24 protein-coding genes are annotated in these 19,401 nt (G+C 61.5%); 11 read left to right on the top strand and 13 right to left on the bottom strand.

From position 1 onward, the window contains the following. A complete protein-coding gene (locus tag BLW48_RS04465) occupies positions 1-2,133 on the top strand; it encodes a sensor histidine kinase (RefSeq protein WP_177142264.1) in 2,133 nt (710 codons plus the stop codon). Between the two features lie 159 nt (positions 2,134-2,292). On the opposite strand, the gene BLW48_RS04460 is transcribed toward BLW48_RS04465, so the two are convergent. After that, positions 2,293-2,553 carry a helix-turn-helix domain-containing protein gene (locus tag BLW48_RS04460; protein ID WP_093172943.1) on the bottom strand — a complete coding sequence of 87 codons (261 nt, stop codon included), beginning with the start codon at positions 2,551-2,553 and terminating at the stop codon, positions 2,293-2,295. Positions 2,554-2,709: 156 nt separating this feature from the next. Between BLW48_RS04460 and BLW48_RS04455 the strand changes: the two genes are divergently transcribed. Genes BLW48_RS04455 through BLW48_RS04425 form a run of 7 tightly spaced genes read left to right on the top strand, consistent with a single transcriptional unit; the run spans position 2,710 to position 6,999 of the window. Continuing rightward, positions 2,710-3,150, top strand: coding sequence for a hypothetical protein (locus tag BLW48_RS04455; RefSeq protein ID WP_093172941.1), 441 nt, complete (start codon positions 2,710-2,712; stop codon positions 3,148-3,150). A gap of 30 nt (positions 3,151-3,180) precedes the next feature. Continuing rightward, positions 3,181-4,011, top strand: coding sequence for a metallophosphoesterase (locus BLW48_RS04450; RefSeq protein WP_093172938.1), 831 nt, complete (start codon positions 3,181-3,183; stop codon positions 4,009-4,011). Continuing rightward, entirely contained in the window at positions 4,008-4,223 is a 216-nt protein-coding gene (locus BLW48_RS04445) for a DUF2384 domain-containing protein (RefSeq protein ID WP_093172936.1), read from the top strand. The genes BLW48_RS04450 and BLW48_RS04445 overlap by 4 nt, the downstream gene beginning before the upstream one ends. Next, the gene (locus tag BLW48_RS04440) at positions 4,220-4,708 is read left to right on the top strand and encodes an HAD domain-containing protein (protein ID WP_093172934.1); all 489 of its coding nucleotides are present in this window, start codon (positions 4,220-4,222) and stop codon (positions 4,706-4,708) included. Before BLW48_RS04445 ends, BLW48_RS04440 begins: the two co-directional genes overlap by 4 nt. A gap of 23 nt (positions 4,709-4,731) precedes the next feature. After that, entirely contained in the window at positions 4,732-5,676 is a 945-nt protein-coding gene (locus BLW48_RS04435; protein ID WP_093172932.1) for a metallophosphoesterase, read from the top strand. 31 nt (positions 5,677-5,707) lie between these two features. Next, positions 5,708-6,160 carry an HAD domain-containing protein gene (locus tag BLW48_RS04430; protein ID WP_093172930.1) on the top strand — a complete coding sequence of 151 codons (453 nt, stop codon included), beginning with the start codon at positions 5,708-5,710 and terminating at the stop codon, positions 6,158-6,160. Next, positions 6,157-6,999: a metallophosphoesterase gene (locus BLW48_RS04425; RefSeq protein ID WP_093172928.1), complete on the top strand. Its 843-nt coding sequence runs from the start codon at positions 6,157-6,159 to the stop codon at positions 6,997-6,999. The genes BLW48_RS04430 and BLW48_RS04425 overlap by 4 nt, the downstream gene beginning before the upstream one ends. 161 nt (positions 7,000-7,160) lie before the next feature. Here the strand turns inward: BLW48_RS04425 and BLW48_RS04420 are convergent, their stop codons facing one another. Genes BLW48_RS04420 through BLW48_RS04405 form a run of 4 tightly spaced genes read right to left on the bottom strand, consistent with a single transcriptional unit; the run spans position 7,161 to position 9,683 of the window. Beyond that, complete coding sequence (locus tag BLW48_RS04420; RefSeq protein ID WP_143047720.1) at positions 7,161-7,433, bottom strand: hypothetical protein; 273 nt, start codon at positions 7,431-7,433, stop codon at positions 7,161-7,163. Positions 7,434-7,467: 34 nt separating this feature from the next. Then, entirely contained in the window at positions 7,468-8,331 is an 864-nt protein-coding gene (locus BLW48_RS04415; protein WP_093172924.1) for a fumarylacetoacetate hydrolase family protein, read from the bottom strand. A gap of 30 nt (positions 8,332-8,361) precedes the next feature. Continuing rightward, positions 8,362-8,916 (bottom strand): VOC family protein, encoded by a 555-nt coding sequence (locus BLW48_RS04410; RefSeq protein ID WP_093172922.1) that lies wholly within the window; start codon positions 8,914-8,916, stop codon positions 8,362-8,364. A gap of 50 nt (positions 8,917-8,966) precedes the next feature. After that, a complete protein-coding gene (locus tag BLW48_RS04405) occupies positions 8,967-9,683 on the bottom strand; it encodes an FCD domain-containing protein (RefSeq protein WP_093173268.1) in 717 nt (238 codons plus the stop codon). A gap of 138 nt (positions 9,684-9,821) precedes the next feature. Here BLW48_RS04405 and BLW48_RS04400 point away from each other — a divergent pair, with 138 nt between their 5' ends. The 3 genes from BLW48_RS04400 to BLW48_RS04390 are packed head-to-tail and all read left to right on the top strand — an operon-like array spanning position 9,822 to position 12,386. Further along, positions 9,822-10,400 carry an amino acid synthesis family protein gene (locus tag BLW48_RS04400; RefSeq protein ID WP_093172920.1) on the top strand — a complete coding sequence of 193 codons (579 nt, stop codon included), beginning with the start codon at positions 9,822-9,824 and terminating at the stop codon, positions 10,398-10,400. A 19-nt stretch (positions 10,401-10,419) separates the two neighbouring features. Continuing rightward, on the top strand, positions 10,420-10,830 hold the full coding sequence (locus tag BLW48_RS04395; protein WP_093172918.1) for a nuclear transport factor 2 family protein: 411 nt from the start codon (positions 10,420-10,422) through the stop codon (positions 10,828-10,830). After that, positions 10,827-12,386 carry a bifunctional 3-(3-hydroxy-phenyl)propionate/3-hydroxycinnamic acid hydroxylase gene (locus BLW48_RS04390; protein WP_093172916.1) on the top strand — a complete coding sequence of 520 codons (1,560 nt, stop codon included), beginning with the start codon at positions 10,827-10,829 and terminating at the stop codon, positions 12,384-12,386. The genes BLW48_RS04395 and BLW48_RS04390 overlap by 4 nt, the downstream gene beginning before the upstream one ends. 55 nt (positions 12,387-12,441) lie before the next feature. Here the strand turns inward: BLW48_RS04390 and BLW48_RS04385 are convergent, their stop codons facing one another. The 8 genes from BLW48_RS04385 to BLW48_RS04350 all read right to left on the bottom strand — a co-directional run bounded on the left by BLW48_RS04385 (position 12,442) and on the right by BLW48_RS04350 (position 19,135). Beyond that, positions 12,442-13,146, bottom strand: a complete 705-nt coding sequence (locus tag BLW48_RS04385; RefSeq protein ID WP_093172914.1) for an ABC transporter ATP-binding protein — start codon at positions 13,144-13,146, stop codon at positions 12,442-12,444. Further along, complete coding sequence (locus tag BLW48_RS04380; protein ID WP_093172912.1) at positions 13,139-13,870, bottom strand: ABC transporter ATP-binding protein; 732 nt, start codon at positions 13,868-13,870, stop codon at positions 13,139-13,141. The genes BLW48_RS04385 and BLW48_RS04380 overlap by 8 nt, the downstream gene beginning before the upstream one ends. After that, positions 13,867-14,781 (bottom strand): branched-chain amino acid ABC transporter permease, encoded by a 915-nt coding sequence (locus tag BLW48_RS04375; protein WP_093172910.1) that lies wholly within the window; start codon positions 14,779-14,781, stop codon positions 13,867-13,869. Before BLW48_RS04375 ends, BLW48_RS04380 begins: the two co-directional genes overlap by 4 nt. Beyond that, positions 14,778-15,653 carry a branched-chain amino acid ABC transporter permease gene (locus tag BLW48_RS04370; protein WP_093172908.1) on the bottom strand — a complete coding sequence of 292 codons (876 nt, stop codon included), beginning with the start codon at positions 15,651-15,653 and terminating at the stop codon, positions 14,778-14,780. The genes BLW48_RS04375 and BLW48_RS04370 overlap by 4 nt, the downstream gene beginning before the upstream one ends. An 8-nt stretch (positions 15,654-15,661) precedes the next feature. Continuing rightward, positions 15,662-16,885 (bottom strand): amino acid ABC transporter substrate-binding protein, encoded by a 1,224-nt coding sequence (locus BLW48_RS04365; protein WP_093172906.1) that lies wholly within the window; start codon positions 16,883-16,885, stop codon positions 15,662-15,664. 19 nt (positions 16,886-16,904) lie between these two features. Beyond that, complete coding sequence (locus BLW48_RS04360; RefSeq protein WP_093172904.1) at positions 16,905-18,020, bottom strand: alcohol dehydrogenase catalytic domain-containing protein; 1,116 nt, start codon at positions 18,018-18,020, stop codon at positions 16,905-16,907. Between the two features lie 53 nt (positions 18,021-18,073). Further along, the gene (locus BLW48_RS04355) at positions 18,074-18,475 is read right to left on the bottom strand and encodes a nuclear transport factor 2 family protein (RefSeq protein WP_093172902.1); all 402 of its coding nucleotides are present in this window, start codon (positions 18,473-18,475) and stop codon (positions 18,074-18,076) included. A 114-nt stretch (positions 18,476-18,589) separates the two neighbouring features. Then, positions 18,590-19,135 carry a cupin domain-containing protein gene (locus tag BLW48_RS04350; RefSeq protein WP_093172900.1) on the bottom strand — a complete coding sequence of 182 codons (546 nt, stop codon included), beginning with the start codon at positions 19,133-19,135 and terminating at the stop codon, positions 18,590-18,592. Positions 19,136-19,401 lie beyond the last annotated feature (266 nt).

Raw genomic sequence — 19,401 nt, 5'->3', positions numbered from 1 at the left:
GTGCAGCGCGACCTGACGATCGCCAGTGCCATCGCGGGGCTGGGAGTTAGCGCGCTGATCGGAGCGTCGCTGTACGACTTCGTCAAGACGGCGGTGGCCAAGGACGAGAAGGTGCAGGAGTCCACGCTCAAGGGAGAACTGGCGCTCTTCCTGCTTGCCCTGCGCGACGACGACGGTTCCTCCCTGCTGGACAACGTAAGTGACTTTGCCAGCGCAAAACGCGATCTGGGCGCTGTAGCGATGCGCAAGTCCTTCTACACCTACTTCCTGACTCAGGAAAACGCCAAGCAGGTGGCCGCCAAGGGAATCAGCTGGGAGCCCCCGAAATCTTGCGCGCTGGACTTTATCGACCAGAGTGTGCCCACCGAGCCGCGCAGCATCCGGACTTGCTTTGCGGTCGTGCCGGACGAGCCAATCGGGCGCTACATCTATTTCTCGATCAGCTATCCCACGAACGGGATTGCCAGGCACCGCGCGGGCTTGGCGCTCAACCGATCCAGCTCGGTGCTGCTGCGCCTGAAGGGGGAGAACACGGCCTCCGTGCGCCTGATGTTCGAGGAGCCGACACTGGTGCAGAAGCGCTACCCGTCGCAGCTGTGGCGGTTCTCCAATGTCCACGAGCTGACCGCCTATTCTTCGGATCAACTCACCGCGCCACTGCGTTCGGTGAAGGGGCAGGCCTTCGAGAAGCGGCCCGAAGCGGCGGACGCGGTGACCGGCAATGTCGTTACCCTCCTCGGCCGCATCGATGCCCAGCTGGTGTTCAGTTCCCAGGCCTCGATTGATGCGTGGGCCAAGGGGCGGTTTCGCGACTTCAGGGCTAGCATCGAGGTAAGCGACCTGCCGGCGTCTGGCGCAGCGGTGCAAAAGCAAATCGTTGTCCCGTTCGGAGCGAAGGGCACGGCGCTGCAGTCGCTCGAGCAGGCCTACTACACCTTCGTCCAGTCGCATGCCAAGCTCGAACTGTTCGAAGGCTTGCAACGCGCGCGCAGCGGGCCGAGTGTCTGGCAGTCACCAAGTGCGGCGGCAACGCAGGAGCCGGCCGGCGGCCGTTTCCAAGCGTTCTCCAACCGTTGGGCCAATACCCTGGTCAAGAAGTTCGACTACCAGAGAGGGACCGTCGTAGCCGAGCAGTCGATCCTCGGAGCGAGGCCCCATCGTGCGACGCTGACCGCCGAGCCGGTGCTACTTCCCGACCTAGCGGCGCGCGCCTTCCTCGGCCTTCTGGGTGCATTGCTCGGCATTGTGCTGATCGGCTCGCTCTGGTTCTTCGCCTTGCGCCAGCTGAACGTGATGGCCCGCGGGGCTTTGCGCAGCGCCCGGCAGCCCTCGCTGGCGCAGGACATGGACAGGTACGCACGAAGGAGGGGCGAGATCGGCTCGCTCGGCCGCACATTCGAACTCCTCATCAGGCGGTTTCGCTCTCGCAATGCCACGATCATCCGCAACGCCCGCCGGCTGGACGCACAACGCCAGGAGCGTTTGCGTTTTGCCGACGAGCAGTACAAAGCCCGCCATGACGTGCTGCGTGCCATCGGGCACGAGATTAGGAACCCGCTGCAATCGCTGCTTACGCGCACGGGCCAGGATCCCACCGTGCGCCTGGAACTGGAAAAAATGGGCCGTGCCGTGGAGGCGCTCTATGCGGCGACCTCGGTCGAGGCCGGCCTCAAGGATCGCCGCGTTTCCGCCAAGCTGGCGGATGCCGCCGAGTTCATGCAGCGCCTAGCTGCGAACCTGCGGGATCAGGGCATACCGATTGAGTACCACGGACCCGCCAAGGGTGTGAGCGCCGTGTTCGACAACATTGCTCTGGACGATGCGCTCGGGAGCGTCCTGGACAATGCGCAGCGTTTCATGACCCCGGGCAGCACCATCGAGCTGGACCTCGCACAGACAGAGGTCGTGGTTCACCTGAAGATCAGGAACGTTGGGCCGCAAATCGCAGAGGATGATCTCGGCGCAATCTTCGACTTCGGATTTTCCACGCAGTTGGGGTCGGAGCATATGGGTTTGGGCCTTTTCTCGGCCCGGGTCTCGGTGCTGCGCATGGGCGGCACGATCAGCGCGGCGAACATGCTCGACGGCGTGATGTTCATCATCGCACTTCAGCGCCACGCGCCCGACGCCTGAGCGCCGCACCGCCCTCTGCGCGTCAGCCCACCCGACGCTTCGCGAGATTTGTCGAGCATCGGATTCGTGGGGAAGTCGGCGGGCACGCCCAACCGTTCGAGTTGCTGCAACACGAGCGGCCAAGCGCGACGATGACGTGCCGCCACATCGAGGTCAACCTCACTGCGAACGTAGTTCCTTCTTGTACCGCCTCATCAGTGAGCGCATTAGCTCTGCCGGCTCCACCGTCAGTCCTTCGCACAGCGACACGAGACTGGTCAGGGATGGACTTGTCGTCGCGGTCTCCAGCTTGGCGACGAAGGTGCGGTTGAGGCCGGCGGCAAATGCCAGTTCCTCCTGGTTGAAGCCAAGCTCCGCCCGCCGAGCCTTCAGCTCAGCCGCAAAGGCCCTCAGCAGCGCAGGATCCTGATTCGATCGCATGCAACGAATTTCGTTGCATGACCTTCTTTATGCACCCGCTTATATGGTACAAATTGAAGTACCTCTATTCGTGAATAGCAATTTGATGCTTGATATTTGTAGGCTGAATGCAGGACTTCCGTCGCGACTTGCACTCCGAGCGCGCGGAGGCAGTGCATGATGCTTTTTCTCTTGATCGCGGCAGTCGTAGCCACGATCCTTCTCTACTGGGTCTGGGTTGTCGCGCCGGGTAGGGCGCGGGCACGGCGGGAGGCACTACTTCGGGCGGAGAGCAAGTCATCTGGCGCGACATTCTTCCCGGTCGATCCTCGCCGCATGCTGGGCGGTTGGGATGGAACCTGCATCCTGTTCGACCCGGATGCACGCAAGGCCTGCATCGTCAGTCGCGGGAAGACCGCCAGGACAGTCGATCTCGATTACTTCCGGAGCTGGCAGCTCATGCGGACTGAGTACCCCCAAAACACGGTGTTTCGCTTCCAGCACGTGCACTTCCTTTTCGAGACCAGTGACTTCGGCCGTCCGACGATCCGCGTCGCCGTGTTTTCAAAGTCCGAGGACGAGGCATGGAACGCCAAGCTGTCCATCCTGATGCCCTAAGAGCACGGCATAAGAGATGGGCTTACCGACGTGAAGCTGCTGATCCTTTCGGACCTTCACCTCGAGTTCGGTTCCGTCCTCGTCCCGAAGATCGACTACGACGTCGTGATCCTTGCCGGAGACATCTCCGTGCCCGGTTCCAAGGCCATGCGGTGGGCTCGCCGGAGCGAGAACTTCGGAGAGACAGTTCCCATCCTGTTCGTGCCTGGCAACCACGAGTTCTATCAAGGCGTCCTACAGACCTCCCTCAAGGAGATGGCGCTCACTGCGATGGCGTGCAATGTGCATCTTCTGGCGCCTGGCGAGGCTGTGATCGCTGGCGTCCGGTTCTTGGGCTGCACCCTGTGGACTGACTTCGAACTGCCAATCCAAACCAAGGCTGGGTCTCTGGTCGACGCCGAGCGGGCCATGAAAGCGGCCAAGGTCCATCTCAATGACTACTCATCAATCCGATGGGCAGAGACGCCGGAACCTTCCGATGCGTCAACGGCAACCAAGTCCAAGAAGCGGCGCCTGGTACCGGAAGACACGCGCGCGCTCCATCAGAGTGATCGTGCCTGGCTGGCCCGGAAACTGGCGGAACCCTTCGACGGATCGACGGTGGTCGTGACCCACCATGCCCCGCACCGCAACTCGCTCGCACCGCACTACCAGTCTGACTGGCTATCCCCAGCCTTCGTGAGCGAGCTTCCAGATTCCTTCTTCGAGGTGCCGTCGCTGTGGATCCACGGCCACCTCCACGAGAGCCACGGCTACCAAGTCGGCAACTGTCGGGTAGTGTGCAACCCGCGGGGGTACCTACGACATGGCCGAGATCACGAAAACAAGCAGTTCAACCCAGAGCTGGTGGTCGAGCTATGAGTGACATCCCGTCCTCTACCCGCACGATCCAGAAAGTCTTGGCTGCCGCGACCGAGGTCGCGGGCGGGGACCTCGAGGCGGCCATCCTTTGGTACAGGAACGAACCACTCGCGCTGTTTGATTGCAGGACTGCCGAGTCGCTGCTAGCCGAGGGGCGGGCCGCCGATGTGCTCAATCTCCTGGAGTCCTTCCAGGCCCGGTTCGTTGGATGACATCCCTCCGCACCACCCGCACTGACGACTCCAGCGACCTCTTGTTCCTGGATGTCGATGGTGTTCTTCATCCCGTCGAGACCGACTACTCGTTCAGCAGCAGGTTCTTCAGCCATCTGCCGTTGCTGGAAGAACTGCTTCGGGAGTTCAGGTCTGTCGACGTCGTCATCTCCTCGGATTGGCGACTCGCTGAGAGCATCGAGCAGTTGCAGCGGTATTTCAGCGAGGACATCCGGCACCGGATCATCGGAGCTACGCCGCTGATCAATCCCGATACGGTCGTCCAGCACCGGCGCCAGCTGGAGATCCAGGCCTGGCTCGACGGGAACGGCCATAGTTACGCAGAGTGGGTCGCGCTTGATGATTGGCCTGAGAGCTTTGAAGCGGGCTTCGCTCGGCTCGTGCTAACCGATCCTGCGCGGGCGTTCGATCAAGACAGCTTTCAGGAGCTGCGCTCACACTTCCTGCGGTTCGCGGCTGGCTGACAAACCAGTATTCGGCGCATGAAATGAAGCCTCTCATCTCATCGGATCTCCAAGTGCAATCCGAGCACCAACAGTCGCAGCCCAAGCTCATGTTCTTCGGTGATCCGCATGGGGATCTCAAGCCTGTGGTCGCCGCGGTCCAGCACTTGCGGCCTGAGGCCATCGTGCTGCTGGGGGACATTCAGGCGCGCCAGCCGCTGCACATCAAGCTGAGCTCGATCCTGGATCTCACTGAGGTCTGGTTCATTCACGGGAACCATGACACCGATACCGTCGAAGATTTTGACAATCTGTTTGGATCAAAAATCGCCGACCGCAATCTCCACGGGCGCATCGTCGAGATCGCCGGGTACAAGGTCGCGGGCCTGGGCGGCATCTTCCGCACCAAGATCTGGGATCCGCGACGGCCGATCGAAGAGGCGGCATTCCTGTCGAGCGATGCCATGCGCAGAGCCATGAAGCGTGAGGAGCGGTGGCGCGACGGCATTTCCCGCAAACACCGATCCTCCATCTTTCCGGATGACTACCAAAAACTGCTGCGGGGCGGGGCCGCCGACATCCTGGTGACGCACGAAGCACCAGCGGCACATTCGCACGGCTGGCAGGCGATCGACGAGCTCGCCGAGACGCTCGGCGTTCAACTGGTGGTCCACGGTCACCACCACCAGGACATCGACTACGTCGCAGAGGGCTTGATGACCGCCGCAGCGCCGTTCCGTGCCTTCGGGGTCGATATGGGCTCACACCTGGCATGGCCACGCGGTGCTGCAGACGGGTCTGAATCGGAAGGCATTCCACAGGACTTGCTTGACCTCGCAGCCCAGGCGTTCGGCGAAGCTGCGCAAGCTTGGCTGAACAGACCGCACGAGTTGCTGGACGGCCGGACGCCTACAGCGTTCGCCGCCAAAGGCGACTCGGAAAAGGTGCGACGGATGCTCAGCGCCATCCAGCACGGTGGCGTCGTATGAGGGCCAACAAGCATCGACAGGGAGACCGAGGGTGATCCTGTTCCTCGACTTCGATGGCGTGCTGCATCCGGAGGGAGAAAACCACATCCTCAACGGCGGCGTCGACTTCTGCTTCCTGTCGCGGCTTGAAGCGCTGCTGCGTGAGTTCCAATACGTGAAGATCGTGATCAGTTCGTCTTGGCGCGAGCAGCTTCTCTACAAGACCCTGCTGAAGCCGTTTTCCAGCGATATCCGGTCCCGCATTCTTGGCGCCACGCCACATTCGGGTTTCGGCCTTCCGCCACCGTACGGCAAACGTGAAGGAGAAATCCTCGCCTGGCTCCAGATCCACGATGCCGTCGACGAACCCTGGATCGCACTCGATGATGCTTACTGGCAGTTCGATCACTGCAAGGACCACCTGGTGGTGTGCGGCTCGTTCACCGGCTTTGACGACAAGGCCTGTGCCGAGCTTCGCGCTCGCTTTGAAGGAGCCTTCCGATGAAACTCCTGATCCTTTCCGATCTTCACCTCGAGTTCGCGCCATTCGAGCCGGAGCCCAATCTCGAGTTCGATGTCGTCATCCTCGCCGGCGACATCCATTCGCCAGCCAAGCGCGCTGTCCAGTGGGCAGCGGATCGCTTCCGCGGTAAGCCCGTGGTGTACCTGCTGGGCAATCATGAGTACTACGACGGCCGCCTGGACACGACACTGGCCGATGCGCGCCGGGAAGCCGAAGGAAGCAATGTCCATCTGCTCGACGGTGACGAGGTCGTGATCGACGGCGCGCGCTTCCTCGGCGCAACGCTGTGGACCGACTTCGAGCTCGCCATCGAGACGCCCGAAGGACTCATCAGCGACGCAGCACGCGCCATGAAGATGGCGACCAACCTGTTGAACGACTACACACTGATCCGGGCACCCGACGAGTCTGCAGAACCCGACACCTGGCGTCACAAGCAGGGAAGAAAGCTGCAAGCGGCCGACACGCTGCGGATTCATCAGGCGCAGCGAGCCTGGTTGCGCGACAAGCTTTCGGAACCGTTCGCCGGATCAACGGTGGTTGTGACGCACCATGCACCTCACCGCGGCTCGCTGGAGCAGCGCTACGCCGATGACTGGGCCTCGGGTGCCTTCATCTCCGAACTGTCGGAGGCATTCTTCGATGTACCGGTGCTCTGGGTGCATGGCCACACGCATCAGCAGTTCGACTATCGCGTCCGCTCTTGCCGGGTCGTGTGCAACCCCCGGGGTTACGTGAACTGGAGCGGCAGGATCGAGAACAAGGCATTTGATCCAAGTCTGGTCATCGATCTGAAGTCTCCCACCGGAGGGAACAACTGACGAAACCCCTCATGCTCTCTGGCGTCCATGCGGAGTTCGAAACCTTCGACGTTGCGAAAAATCTGGCCTACGACGTGGTCGTCTAGTGGGCGATATCTTGGCGCCTGGCCGGGTCGCGGCACACTGGCGAAACCACCTCAAGCGATTTCGGTTGCTGCTGCTCAGACTCTGTCGAAAAAGGATTCCCGGGTCCTCTTGAACACGATGTTTGAATGCAGACCGACAGCGGACTTGATCCGTGCGGTCTTGCCGAAGTCAGCACTGGAAACCCAAACTGTGTCCGGCGCCACAAGCACGACTTTGGCATTGTTGTTGTGATGCAGTGCGATGCGTACTTCAGGAAAGCGGAGCTTGAGCATCCTCGCCTCCCTTTGTGCGTCGGGGAAGATCACATCCTCAACGGCGGCGCCGACTTCTGCTTTCTGGGGTGTCACGGGCGACCGCGAGGCCGCCACGGACTCGACCACCTCAATCCTGCTGGACGACCGGATTGCTGAGCAGACCGATGCCCTCGATCTCAACCTCGCAGACGTCGCCTGGCTTCATGAACCGCGGCGGCTTCTTGCTCCAGCCCACTCCTGCTGGAGTTCCGGTCGCGATCACATCGCCAGGCGTCAAGGTGAAAATGGTCGACGCATAGCTGATCAGCTTTGGAATGCTGAAGATCATGTGACCCGTGTGACTGGATTGAACCGTGGCCCCGTTGAGGCGCACTTCGAGCTTGAGTTCACGGCCAGGTTCGATTTCGTCGGCCGTGACCATCCACGGTCCGAATCCGCCTGTACTCTCGAAATTCTTGCCGGAAGCAATCTGCTTCGCATGGAACTGCCATTCCCGGACGCTCGCATCGTTGTAGCAGGAGTAGCCTGCTACGTGTTCATACGCCTTGCTCTCGGGAATATTTCGACCTGCTTTGCCAATGATCACCGCGAGTTCGCCTTCCCAGTCGAGCGACTCGGAGACGTGAGGACGCACGATCGCCTGGTTGTGCGCGACCTGTGAACGCCACACACGCAGGAAAATGGGGGGCTGCTCCGAGAGCTCGCGGTTCATGCCCGCCGCCAGGACCTCTTGGTGATGGTCCATGTAGTTGCGCACGGCACAGACTATCTTTTCCGGGCGCGGGATGACTGGCAGGTAAGTGATGTCGGAGAGTTTCGAATCGACGGTCCTGTCCTTCACATGCTCGGCCGCCTTCAGGTAATCGCCCGAAGCGATGTAGTCGGCCAATGTCGCGTGCGCGGGCATCGCCTTGCCCAAGTCGACGACGCCGTCGCCAACGACCGCGCCCCATGTCTCACGGCCTTGATGGATGAACGAGAGGAGTTTCATGTGATTTCCGTTTCAAAAAAGGGTTGCTGCTCAGGTACCTGGCGAAGGAGCCCGGTTCAGGAAGTCGGCCTGCCAGTCAACCAAGGTCTTGAACGTCGGATCACGGCGGCAGATGGACTCGGTTTCGCGCAGGATGTCCTCGTCGGACTTAGAAAGATCCAGCGGATCACCATGCGGCTGCTCGACATAGAACGGAGTGTCGACGTAGATCTCAACCATGTTGCCTTCCGGATCCAGCATGTAGACGGACAACGCGTTGCCATGGTTGAGTCCGCGAATATCGGTCGCTCCGCGAGCTTCGGCCTTGGCCCAGATGTCGCGCATCGACTGGATGCCGGGAACGGCGAACGACAGCTGCATGACCGTGCTGAATTTGACGTCGGCTGGACGCCCCGACGCGATGACCAGTTGGTGGTGCTGATCGGGACTGGCACTCGTAAACACCAGCTTGTTCTTGAACGTCTTGCCAACACCTGTGTCGGTGATGGTCAGATCGAACACCTCGGTATAGAACCTGACCATCTTGTCGAGGTCGGTCACGTAGATGCCAAAGTGCGAAGGCGTGGGTCTGCTGACCTTGAGCATAAGGATCTCCTAGTCTGAGTATGTCGGGCGCCTTTGCGGCGCGTCAGCCTTCAGACGCCAGCGGCGCGCTTCATGGCTGCTTCCACGTTGCGCTGAGTGCTCAGGATGTGTTCGCCGAGCAGCGCGCAAGCCGTATCGGTGTCGCGACGCAAGGTCGCATCCATGATCTTCCGATGCTCGTTGGACTTGCGACGGCCCGCCTGCCGGTGACGCGCGGAAAACCGCCGGTAGCGCTCGGCCTGATCAAACAAGCTGGCGCTCCACACGCGCTGACGCTCAGATGCACAGGCGGCGATCAGTGCCGAATGGAAGGTGCGATGAACTTCGCTCCACTCCTCATCCAGGATCACAGGGCCATCGCTCAGGCGCGATTCGACCTTCTCGAGCCGATGAAAGGTCGCAACGATCGCACCTTCCCACGCGTCGTCGCCCGATTCGATCGCGCTTCGAAGTGCCGGGACGTCCAACATCAGGCGCATGTGCGTGATGTCGTTCAAGTCCTGTGAAGAGATCGGCGCAACGCGGAATCCTCGCCGCTCATCGGCTCGGACGAGACCCTCTTGCGCAAGGCGACTGAGGGCTTCGCGCAAGGGACTGCTCGAAAAGCCGTAATGGCCCTGCAACTCGTCCAGCTTGAGCTTGCTGCCCGCTTCGAAAGTACCGATCAGAACGTCATGCCGCAGACTGCGAAAAGCCTGCTCCGACAGAGGAGTCGATGAATCGGCTGCGCTGATATTGGAGGTGTTCATAGTTTCAATTTTATGCATAAAAATTAATAACATGCAAACAATTGGCGAGGCTTTCGGCGCAGAATCGGGTAGGGGAAACGCTAGGCATGGATTGATATTTATGCATAAAATGCCTTTCATGCATATTTAATGGAACCCTGTCCAAGAGACCCGCTCATGTCCCTCATTGAAATCCGTAAGCGAAGCCTGACCGTGGAGTCCATCTATCACGAGGGTGGCCCGGCGGCTGCATTCCCTTTGAAGCTGGCCGCCTCGTGCGCAGTCATCCGCAACCCGTACGCCGGGCGCTACGAGCCGGACCTGTTGCCCTTTATGGTGGAGCTTCGCACGCTCGGCACTCTCCTCGCGGAGGAACTGGTTGCGACGCTTGGCAAGGAAAACGTCGAGGTGTACAGCAAGGCTGCCATCGTCGGCGTCGACGGAGAAATGGAACATGGCGCGGTGTGGCACGAGGCCGGCGGCTGGGCCATGCGAGCAGTCCTTGGCGAACCCAAGGCCATGGTGCCGGCGGCAAAGGCGGTCGCAGGGACGGGCTATCGACTGATGGTTCCCCTGCATAACATTCATGCTTCATACGTCCGCAGCCACTACAACAGCATGGAGATCGGCATCCAGGATGCGCCGAGGCCCAAGGAAATCCTCTTCGCATTGGTCATGGGAACGGGGGGGCGCATCCATTCGCGCCTCGGCGGCCTGACGAAGGACGGGATCAAGGTCCACGACGGCCAACGCTGAGCTGTACCAGCTTCACGGGATGCTTGTGCGCAACTTGGTCGCCGAATGCAGCGCGGCGCGGATGAAGGCCCTCATGGACGGCGACATCGAGTGTCTGTCCGCGCTCCTCGCAGACGGATTGCGCTATGTTCACGCAACCGGCGTTTCACACGACCGCGCCGGCTACCTGCAGTTCGTGCGAGAGCGCCTCAAATTCCTTGACGTGCATCTGGAGTCCCGTGTGATCAAGGTGTTCGGCGCCTGTGCTGTCGTGACCGGGCGCCTGTGCCAACGCATCGTGCGGGCGGGCGAGTCCGAGCCCGTGACCCTGTCGTCATGGGCCATCGAGGTGTGGGAGCACACCGACGGCTGGCGCCTCGTCGACTTCCAATCCACGCGCCTGTCTGCTGAACCGCTCGCCCAGTCATCCCAGAAAAAGTCCCTGACATGAACGCTGACGTCATCATCGTGGGTCTCGGCCCGACCGGCGCGGTCCTCGCGGCCCTGCTTGGCCAGCGCGGCATTCGCGTTGCCGCATTCGATAGGCTGCCTGATCTCTATCCGCTGCCACGGGCGATCGGACTGGACCACGAGGTCATGCGAATCATGCAGGAACTCGGCATTGCGGACAAAGTACAGAAACACACAGCACCCTACCGGCCGAGCGAATACCGAGGAACTGAAGGGCAATTGATCAAGCGCCTGGATATGGCACCCCCGCCTTTTCACCTTGGCTGGGCGCCGAACTATGTGTTCGATCAGCCAGCCTTCGAGCGAATCATAAGAGCCAGGCTTTTGCAGCTCGAGCCGGTCCAAGTGCACCTGGAGGCAAACGTCGTATCCGAAGGTCAGAATGCGGACGGGGTTTGGATCGACGTGAACCTTCGAGGAACGGAGCAGGCGACACGCTTCACGGCCAAGTACATGGTCGCCTGCGATGGCGGGGCGAGCCCGATTCGCACGCGTCTTGGCATCGCACTGGAGGATTTGAACTTTCACGAGCCCTGGCTCGTGGTGGATGCCCTCATCAACGAGGAGAAGCTTGCCGAGCTGCCCCAGACCCAGGTGCAATATTGCGAGCCCGATCGCCCGTCGACATTCGTCGTGTTGCCGGGCAACCATCGTCGCTGGGAAATGATGCTGTTGCCCGGAGACAGCCTGTCTCCCGAATTCCCCGAGGACGAGTTGTGGCCGCTGCTGGAACGCTGGATCAAGCCGGGCGACGGGAAGCTCTGGCGTGCTGCTGCCTACCGCTTCCATGGGTTGGTTGCAAACGAATGGCGCCAGGATCGAATCCTGCTGGCGGGTGATGCGGCACACATGACACCGCCGTTCATGGCGCAGGGAATGGCACAGGGACTGCGAGATGCACAGAACCTGGCTTGGAAGCTTGACCGCGTGCTGGCGGGTGCATCGCCGGCATCTCTTCTCGACACTTACGGTAAAGAGCGTCGACCGCACGTCATCGAGACGACGCTGACCTCGATCGAGTTGGGGCGGGTGATCTGCGAGCGCGATCCGGAAGTTGCTCGTCAGCGCGACGAACGCCTGGTCGCCGAGCATGGCGGGCAGGTACGCACAGTTTTTCGACAGAACATGATTCCACCGTTGAAGTGCGGGCTGATCGCCGCGGATTCGCCTGGTGCTGGCTCGCTCCTTCCTCAGCCCAACGTCCGAACTTCGAATTTCGAGGGGCGGCTGGACGATCTCACCGGGCGCGGCGTCCGGGTCGTGGTTTTGGGTGACTTGGACACGGCCACTGAAGCACGGTATCTGAGCCTCCTGGATGCGTGTGGAGGAACCCTTATCCGCGTGGGTTCGAGCGCACAGACGGGAACTGCGACCCTCCATTTGCATGAATTTGACGCGGTGATGACGCGGTGGTTCGCATCCCTGGGTCGATCGGTGGTCATTGCGCGGCCTGACAACTACGTATACGGCACAGCGAGAACGCCCGCTGCCGGCATCGGCATGCTGGAGCAGTTCCTGCGCGATCTATCGGAGTAGTCCGACTGGAGGCGGGCCGGCGCGCTTCTGCTCCGCACCGATGGCCTTGCACCGCTCACCCGCCGAGGTAAGCGCGCCGTACCGCCTCGCTCGCAAGCAATGCACCGGCGCTGTCGGCACCGACAACGCGGCCCTGTTCGAGCAGGTACCCGCGTCTCGAGAGTGCCAGGCTGCGTTTGGCGTTTTGCTCCACCAGCAGGATCGAGACCTTGTCATCGCGAATGCGTTCGAGCGATTTGAAGAGTTCCGACACCATCAACGGCGACAGGCCTAACGACGGTTCGTCCAGCAGCAGCACATCGGGGCTGGACATGAGTGCCCGCCCGATGGCGACCATCTGCTGTTCACCCCCACTCATGGTGCGCACGCTCTGGGGCAGTCGCTCACGCAGTCTAGGAAAGAGTTCGAGCACGCGTTCGAGGTTGCGTTGCTCGTTCGCGCGCGCCCGCCGTGGATACGCGCCAAGGAAGAGATTCTCCTTTACCGTGAGCTCTGCGAAGACACCGCGCCCCTCGGGAACCAGGGCGATGCCCGCCTCGACCCGTTGGTTCGCCTTGAGGTCTGTGAGCGCCTTGCCGTTCAGCGTCATCTCCGCCCCCTTGACCGCCATCAGTCCGGCGATGCATCTGAGCAGAGTGGACTTGCCGGCGCCGTTTGCGCCCAGCACGCTGACGACCTCGCCAGAGCCCACCTGAATCTCCACATCGGCCAGCGCCTGGTGCATTCCGTAGTGCGCGCTCAACTGCCTGATCTCAAGCATGATCGTCTCCAAGGTAGGCGCGTACCACTTCGGGATCCGCCAGGACCGAGGCCGCAGGGCCGGCCGCGATGCGTTGGCCGGCGTTCATGACCACGCAGTGGTCGCACAGCGACCTGACGGCTTCCAGCACATGCTCGACCATCAGGATCGACACGCCATCGTGCTTCAGCGAACGCACGAGTTCGATCGCCTGGCGCAGTTCCGTGGGATTCAGGCCCGCCAGCCACTCGTCCAGCAAGAGCACTCGCGGGCGACTGGCGAGGCAGCGTGCAAGTTCGAGCCGCTTCTGATCGATGTATGTGAGATCTTCGGCGCGCTGTGTGGCCCGGCCTGCAAGGCCGACCCGTTCGAGAAGCGCCAATGCAGCCGCGTTGGCTTCGGCGCCGAAACTGCGCCCGCGTGCGAACGACATCCCGGCCACCACATTTTCCAGCGTGCTCATCGTCTTGAAGAGGCGAACGAGCTGGTAGGTGCGCGCGATCCCCAGGCGCGAAACCCTGAAGTTCGGTGCGCCGGCTGTTTCCAGTCCATCGAGCTTCACCGAGCCTCGGTCCGGTTGCAGTGCCCCGCTGATCAGATTCAGCGCCGTCGTCTTGCCAGAACCGTTGGGCCCGAGCAAGCCGACGATCTCACCTTGCCCGATGTGAAGTGACAAACCTTCAACCGCTCTCAGCCCGCCAAACCGCCGGGACAGGTCGCTGACCTCCAGAAGTGACGCGCTCACAGGCGCCTCCAGAGCTTCTTGCCGACTCCCAGCAGGCCTTGTGGCAGCAGGTACACGATCACAAGGAAGATGGCGCCCAACACGATGCTGAAGTGGTTGGGAAAGTACTTGGTCAGCACCTCGAATGCAAGGACCAGCGGGACCGTGCCCAAGACCGGCCCGTAGAACGCGGCCACGCCTCCAAGAAGTGCCATCACCACAACCTGAAAAGACACCAGGGAGTTGAACGCAATGGAAGGCTCGATATAGGTCCAGCGCGGAGCCACGATCGCTCCGGCGACCGACATGAACATGGCTGTACCCGTCAGTACCGCCAGGCGAACGGCAACGGTATTGATGCCGCAGCCGCGGGCGGCGGTTTCGTCCTCACCGATCAGGCGCAGCGCAAATCCCAGTCGGGACTTCGAGAGCCAAGCACCCAGGATCCAGATCATTGCAAGCAACACCAGGAGCTGCCAATAGATCTGGGCCGGAGTGATCTCCAGGAACACATAGCGCCCGACCGAGCCCACGAGCTTGGCCTCGTACCAGGTCACCAGCTGGCGGATCAGTTCGGCAATACCGAAACTGAAGACGACGAAGTACATGCCCGAAAGACGCAGCGTACAAATCCCGATCGCCAGCGCCAATGCACCTCCCAGCAAAGCCGCCACTGCGAGAACCGCAGGCCATGGCAGGAACGCCGACAAAACCGCAACGGTGTAGCACCCGACACCAAAAAATGCGACTGTCGCAAGAGAGATGAAGCGAGTCGTCCCGCAGAAGATGCCCCAAGCCGTGGCAAGGTTTGCGTAAAGCAGCACGTTGATCAGCAGGGAGGTCGTGTAGTCGTTCCCCGCTTGCGGAGCGAACGCCAGAGCAACGAAGGCAGCGAGCGACAACGCAAAAAATAGTTTCGATCTGGACGTCACCGGCCAGCCCTCCCGAACAGGCCGGAGGGCCGAAACACGAGCACCAGCAAGAAGATCGCGTAGTTGGCGGCCAACGTAAGGCCGGTATCCACGTAGGAGGAGACGAGGCTTTCGGTCAATCCGAGCAGCAAGGCAGCCAGGACACAGCCAACAAAGTTGCCCACGCCACCCATGATCACGACGATCAATGCCTTCATGGTGAAGAGCACGCCCATGGTGGCGCTGAAAGTCGAAAACATGCCGACCAGCACCCCGGCGACTACGACGAGTGCCGTGCCCATGGCGAAAGCGAGCATTGCAATCCTGGTCACATCGATCGCCACCAGCGGCGCCGACCCCGGGTCGACCGCCACCGCGCGCAGAGCCGTCCCAATTCGCGTTCGGCTCAAGAGCAGGAACAGCGCGCTGCCGAGGATCAATGCGACCGCGAGCGCAAGCAACCGGTTGGCGGCTACCGTCGTTCCCAGGACTTCAATGGGCACCGACAAGAACGAATAGCTCATGTAGTTGCCGCCGAACGCCGCGAGCATGACACCCTGTATCACGAACAGCAGGCCGAAGGTCGACAGAATGCTGTCGCCCTCGAGGGCGTCGCGGCTGCGCGCGCGCCTCACCAGCGGCAGAAACGCCACCTTGTAGAGCAATGCCCCTGCGGCCGCAGCGACAGGGACAAGTAACAAGAGCGCGACGAGCGGCGAGACACCCAGGCGCGAGAAAAGCACCAGGCTGCCCAGGGCTGCGGCAATCAGCATCTCGCCGTAGGCGAGATTGAGAATGCGTGCGACGCCGTACTGGAGGTTGAGCCCCAGCGCGATGAGCGCATAGGTTCCACCCAGTGTCAGCCCGAAGATCAATGCGTCGATCAGCCTCATGAAAGGCTTCAGGCCTTCCAGGCCGGCTTGGCGATGAGATTCTTCGCGCCCGATTGCTTCGGCGCGACGCCCGAGAACGTCCCTCCTTGCCATTGGCCGACCGTCCAGCCGCCGGCCATGAAGTGGTTGTCAAACTTCAGCGAACCCGCGACCGTGTCGAAGGTCGTTGAACCGAGCATTTTGATGATTGCCGGGCGATCGAGCTTGCCCACCTTCTCGATCGACTGGGCGAGCGCCTGCAAGCCTGAGTAGCACAGTACGCTGACCCATTGTTCCGGCGGCTGCCCGATCAACGCGGTGTGCCTTGCGATATATGCCTTGATGGCGTCCGACGCCGGATTCCATCCTCCCGGCCCCATGACACCCTCGACGTTGGCGCCGAACTTTCCGGCATACAGGGGCAACGCCGTTCCGACTCCGACGTAGAACACCTTTGGATTGAAGCTGCGCATGCGCGCGGCCTCGGTCAGTCCCAATGTATCCGGCGGGTAGCTGAATCCCAGAAAAACGTCCGGATTCGCGCGCTGCGCATCGGCAATCAGCGGCGTCATGTCTTGAGTAGAAATTGGGTAGCTGCTGTCGACCACGATCTCGAACTTCGCGGCCTTCAACGACTTGCGCGCGGCAGCAGCGAGTTCCAGTCCGAACTGGTCGGTCACGTTCACCATGGCCACCTTGCCACCGATCTTGCCGTCAGTCCGCATCTGCGCAATCAGCCCGACGATGGCATCCGCATAGCTGGCTGCGGTGCCGAGCAGCGAAAACATGTTGTCCCAGCGTTTGACGAGCTGCGGCATCTGATCGGTGATGCAGCTGGGCGTGATCATGGGGAAGTTGCCCTTGTGGAATGCTGGCGCAACCGCCAGGTTCATTCCGGTGCCCCACGGCGGCAGGAGAAAGTCGACCTTGTCCTGGTTGACCATGCGCTCGATGGCCCTGACGGCTTCCTCCGGCTGGCTGCGATCGTCGTATTCGACGACCTCGATCAGGCGCTTGGCACTGCCGACCGCAATACCGCCGGCCTTGTTGACGTCATCGACCCACAGCCGATAGTTGGGAATTTGCGCGGACGCAGCCCCTGCGGCGAAGGGCCCGGTCTTCGAAATAGCCCAACCGAACTTGATCCTGGCGTCGGCGCCCTGCGCCCTCACAAAGGCGCCGGGCACGGAAGCTGCCAGCGCGGCACTTCCCAGGACACGAACGAAGGTACGGCGTTGTTGCGTTGCAGTCATGGGAGGCCTCCTTGCGGACTCAGGGATGAATGACGTAGTTGCTGAAGCCGCCGTGGCGGTTCTCGATGCCGGATATGGCATCATTGACCTGCTCCAGCGGAAAGCCCACCTGCTCGAAGATCGAGAGGTCGACGAGCCCGGCCTCGGACATGTCCGCCATATCCTGCCCCTCGCCGGCGGTGAACCACACGGAGCCATCGAGCGACTGGCGCAGGTCCATCATGGTATGGAGATCGATCGGCACGCCACCGGCAATCGCGCCGATGTTCACTGCTGCGCCGCCGCGCTTGAGTGCCCGCATGCCTGCGAGGAATGTTTCGTGCGGCGCTCCTGGTCCGAGGCAATCTACGAAGACGTCCACGCCATCGCCCGTATGGCGAAGAACCCAGGCGTCAAGCGTCTCGGCATCGTCGAGCGACAGCACTTCGATCCGGCTGGGCGCCAGCGCCTTCACGCGCTCCAGCAGGCCCTGGTTGCGGGCTGTGCCGTAGATGCGCGTGGCGCCCATCGCGAGCCCGTACAAGACCGCGCCGATGCCGAGCGTCCCGCTGGCACCATTGATCAGCATCGTCTTGCCAACGCCCATCTCCACTTTGCGCAGCGCCGCGTAGGCAGTACCCAGGTAGCCAAAGCGAGCACCTTGATCGAAGCTGACGTTGTCTGGCAACTTGACGAGCGAATACTGCGGCGCGGTCATGTACTCGCCCAGTCCGGCATAGGGGTAGTCGCGGAAAATGGCCAGAGAGTTCTGCGAGAAGCCGAAGTAACCGTTGAACGTGTAGTGGCTGCAGCTTGTGAGCTGGCCGCTGCGGCAGGCGCGGCACCCGCCGCAATAGCGCCCGGGGTTCACGTAGACGCGATCGCCCAGCTTCCAGGTATGAACTTGCGAGCCCACCTCGACGATTTCGCCGGTCGGATCGAGGCCGAAGATTGCCGGCAGAGGCGGCAGCGGCCGCTCCGGAAACCAGGTCGTCCAGTTCTTGAGGATGTTGCCGAGGTTGGGGACGATTCCGCACGCCCTGACGCGCACCAGGACATCGTTGGGACGCACCTGGGGCACGTCGAGTTCTTCGATCCGCATAGGGCCGCCAACCTCATGCATGCGGGCGACTTTCATTTTCTTGGGCAGCGACATATTCGTTCCTTTTGATGGGGGTGTTGATCTGCCTGGCGCTCGGCGCGCCGAAGTCAGGCGATGGTCATCTCGGTAGGGGTGGTCTGGAATGCGAGTTGCTGCCAACGCGCCTCCTCCTTCACCCAGACCTGCATGACGCGGGAGTCGATGGTCACGGTGCCGGTGCCGTTCTTGCGCACGCCCACGAGCATCTGGCGGCCGGTCATCAACGCGCTGTTGCCCATCACGCGCACGAAGAGCTCCGAGCGTTCGAGGCGCGTGTAATGAACGTTGAACCCGCCCGTGCTGAAGTAACTGTCGAAACCGTCGATCTGACCCTTGGCGTGGACGTGGATCAAGTCGCGATGAAGCAACTCGCGCAGGCGCTGCGTATCGCCATCCATCATTGCGTTGCAGCGCTGCTGCTCGAGGTCGATCAATGTCTTCACATCGTCGGATTGATTGAAATTGTCCATCGGGGTTGGGGACTTGAGGAGAGGCGCGCGGGCCGGGATCGCCCGCGTCAACCAAGGAAGATTCGGTCTGCAGCGATGAACCGCTGCACGCTAGGCCGGCAGCCCGGCAGAAGCTCAGCCTGCGCGTGTCTTGCCCATCAGCACAAAGGCCATCATCGCGGGCCTGTCGCTCTTGTTGCGCCAGGCGTGTCGGTTACCTTGCTGCACGGCAACATCGTGCTTCTTCAGAAGCACCTCCTTGCCATCATCCAGCTCGAGACTGATCTCGCCATCCAGCACGATGTCGTAGTCGATGCTGTCGGTGGTGTGCATGCCGGGCGCATCGGGCTCGAACGTCTCTGCCAGCCCTGGCAGCAACTGGCCAAACTCTGCCCCGAATGCCGCCGCGTCGAAATTCGCCCTCGTCATCACCGAATCGGGCGGGAACGTGACGAGCATCAGTCGTGACTCGCCGCTGGCCGGAAGAAAGTTCGCTTCGATGGTCGGATCGATGAATGGCGCTTTGCTGCCCGTCGCGCTGGACGCGGTCGTCGACCAGAGCAATGTGGCCTCGAACCCCGGCGCACTTTTGAACGCGGAGTTGCGTCGTGCCACCTCATCCGACAGCACCCCGGACTTTCCGTTCGAATCCACACCCAAGACTACGCGTCTGACTTTCATGATTGGTCTCCTAGACATGCTGCGATTGCTGAGGTCGAAGAACACTCCGCCTCTATGGTGGCCAGCTCTTAAAATGCATAAATTCAGTTTTATGCAAATATGCCTCGGCTGGCTGACAACCTCATCCGTACGAACCCTAGTGCTCAAAAATTGGTTTTATGCACAAAAGTAAACTTATGCATGTATAGCACTTCCTGTACACAGCCGGGGCTGATGGCGATGACCCGCAACGAGACCGGCACGGCGCTCGCGCCACATGCCCATCG

It is taken from the genome of Variovorax sp. YR266, from assembly GCF_900107295.1.
GTDB lineage: Bacteria > Pseudomonadota > Gammaproteobacteria > Burkholderiales > Burkholderiaceae_C > Variovorax.
This window is presented reverse-complemented; position numbering and strand designations above follow the sequence as displayed.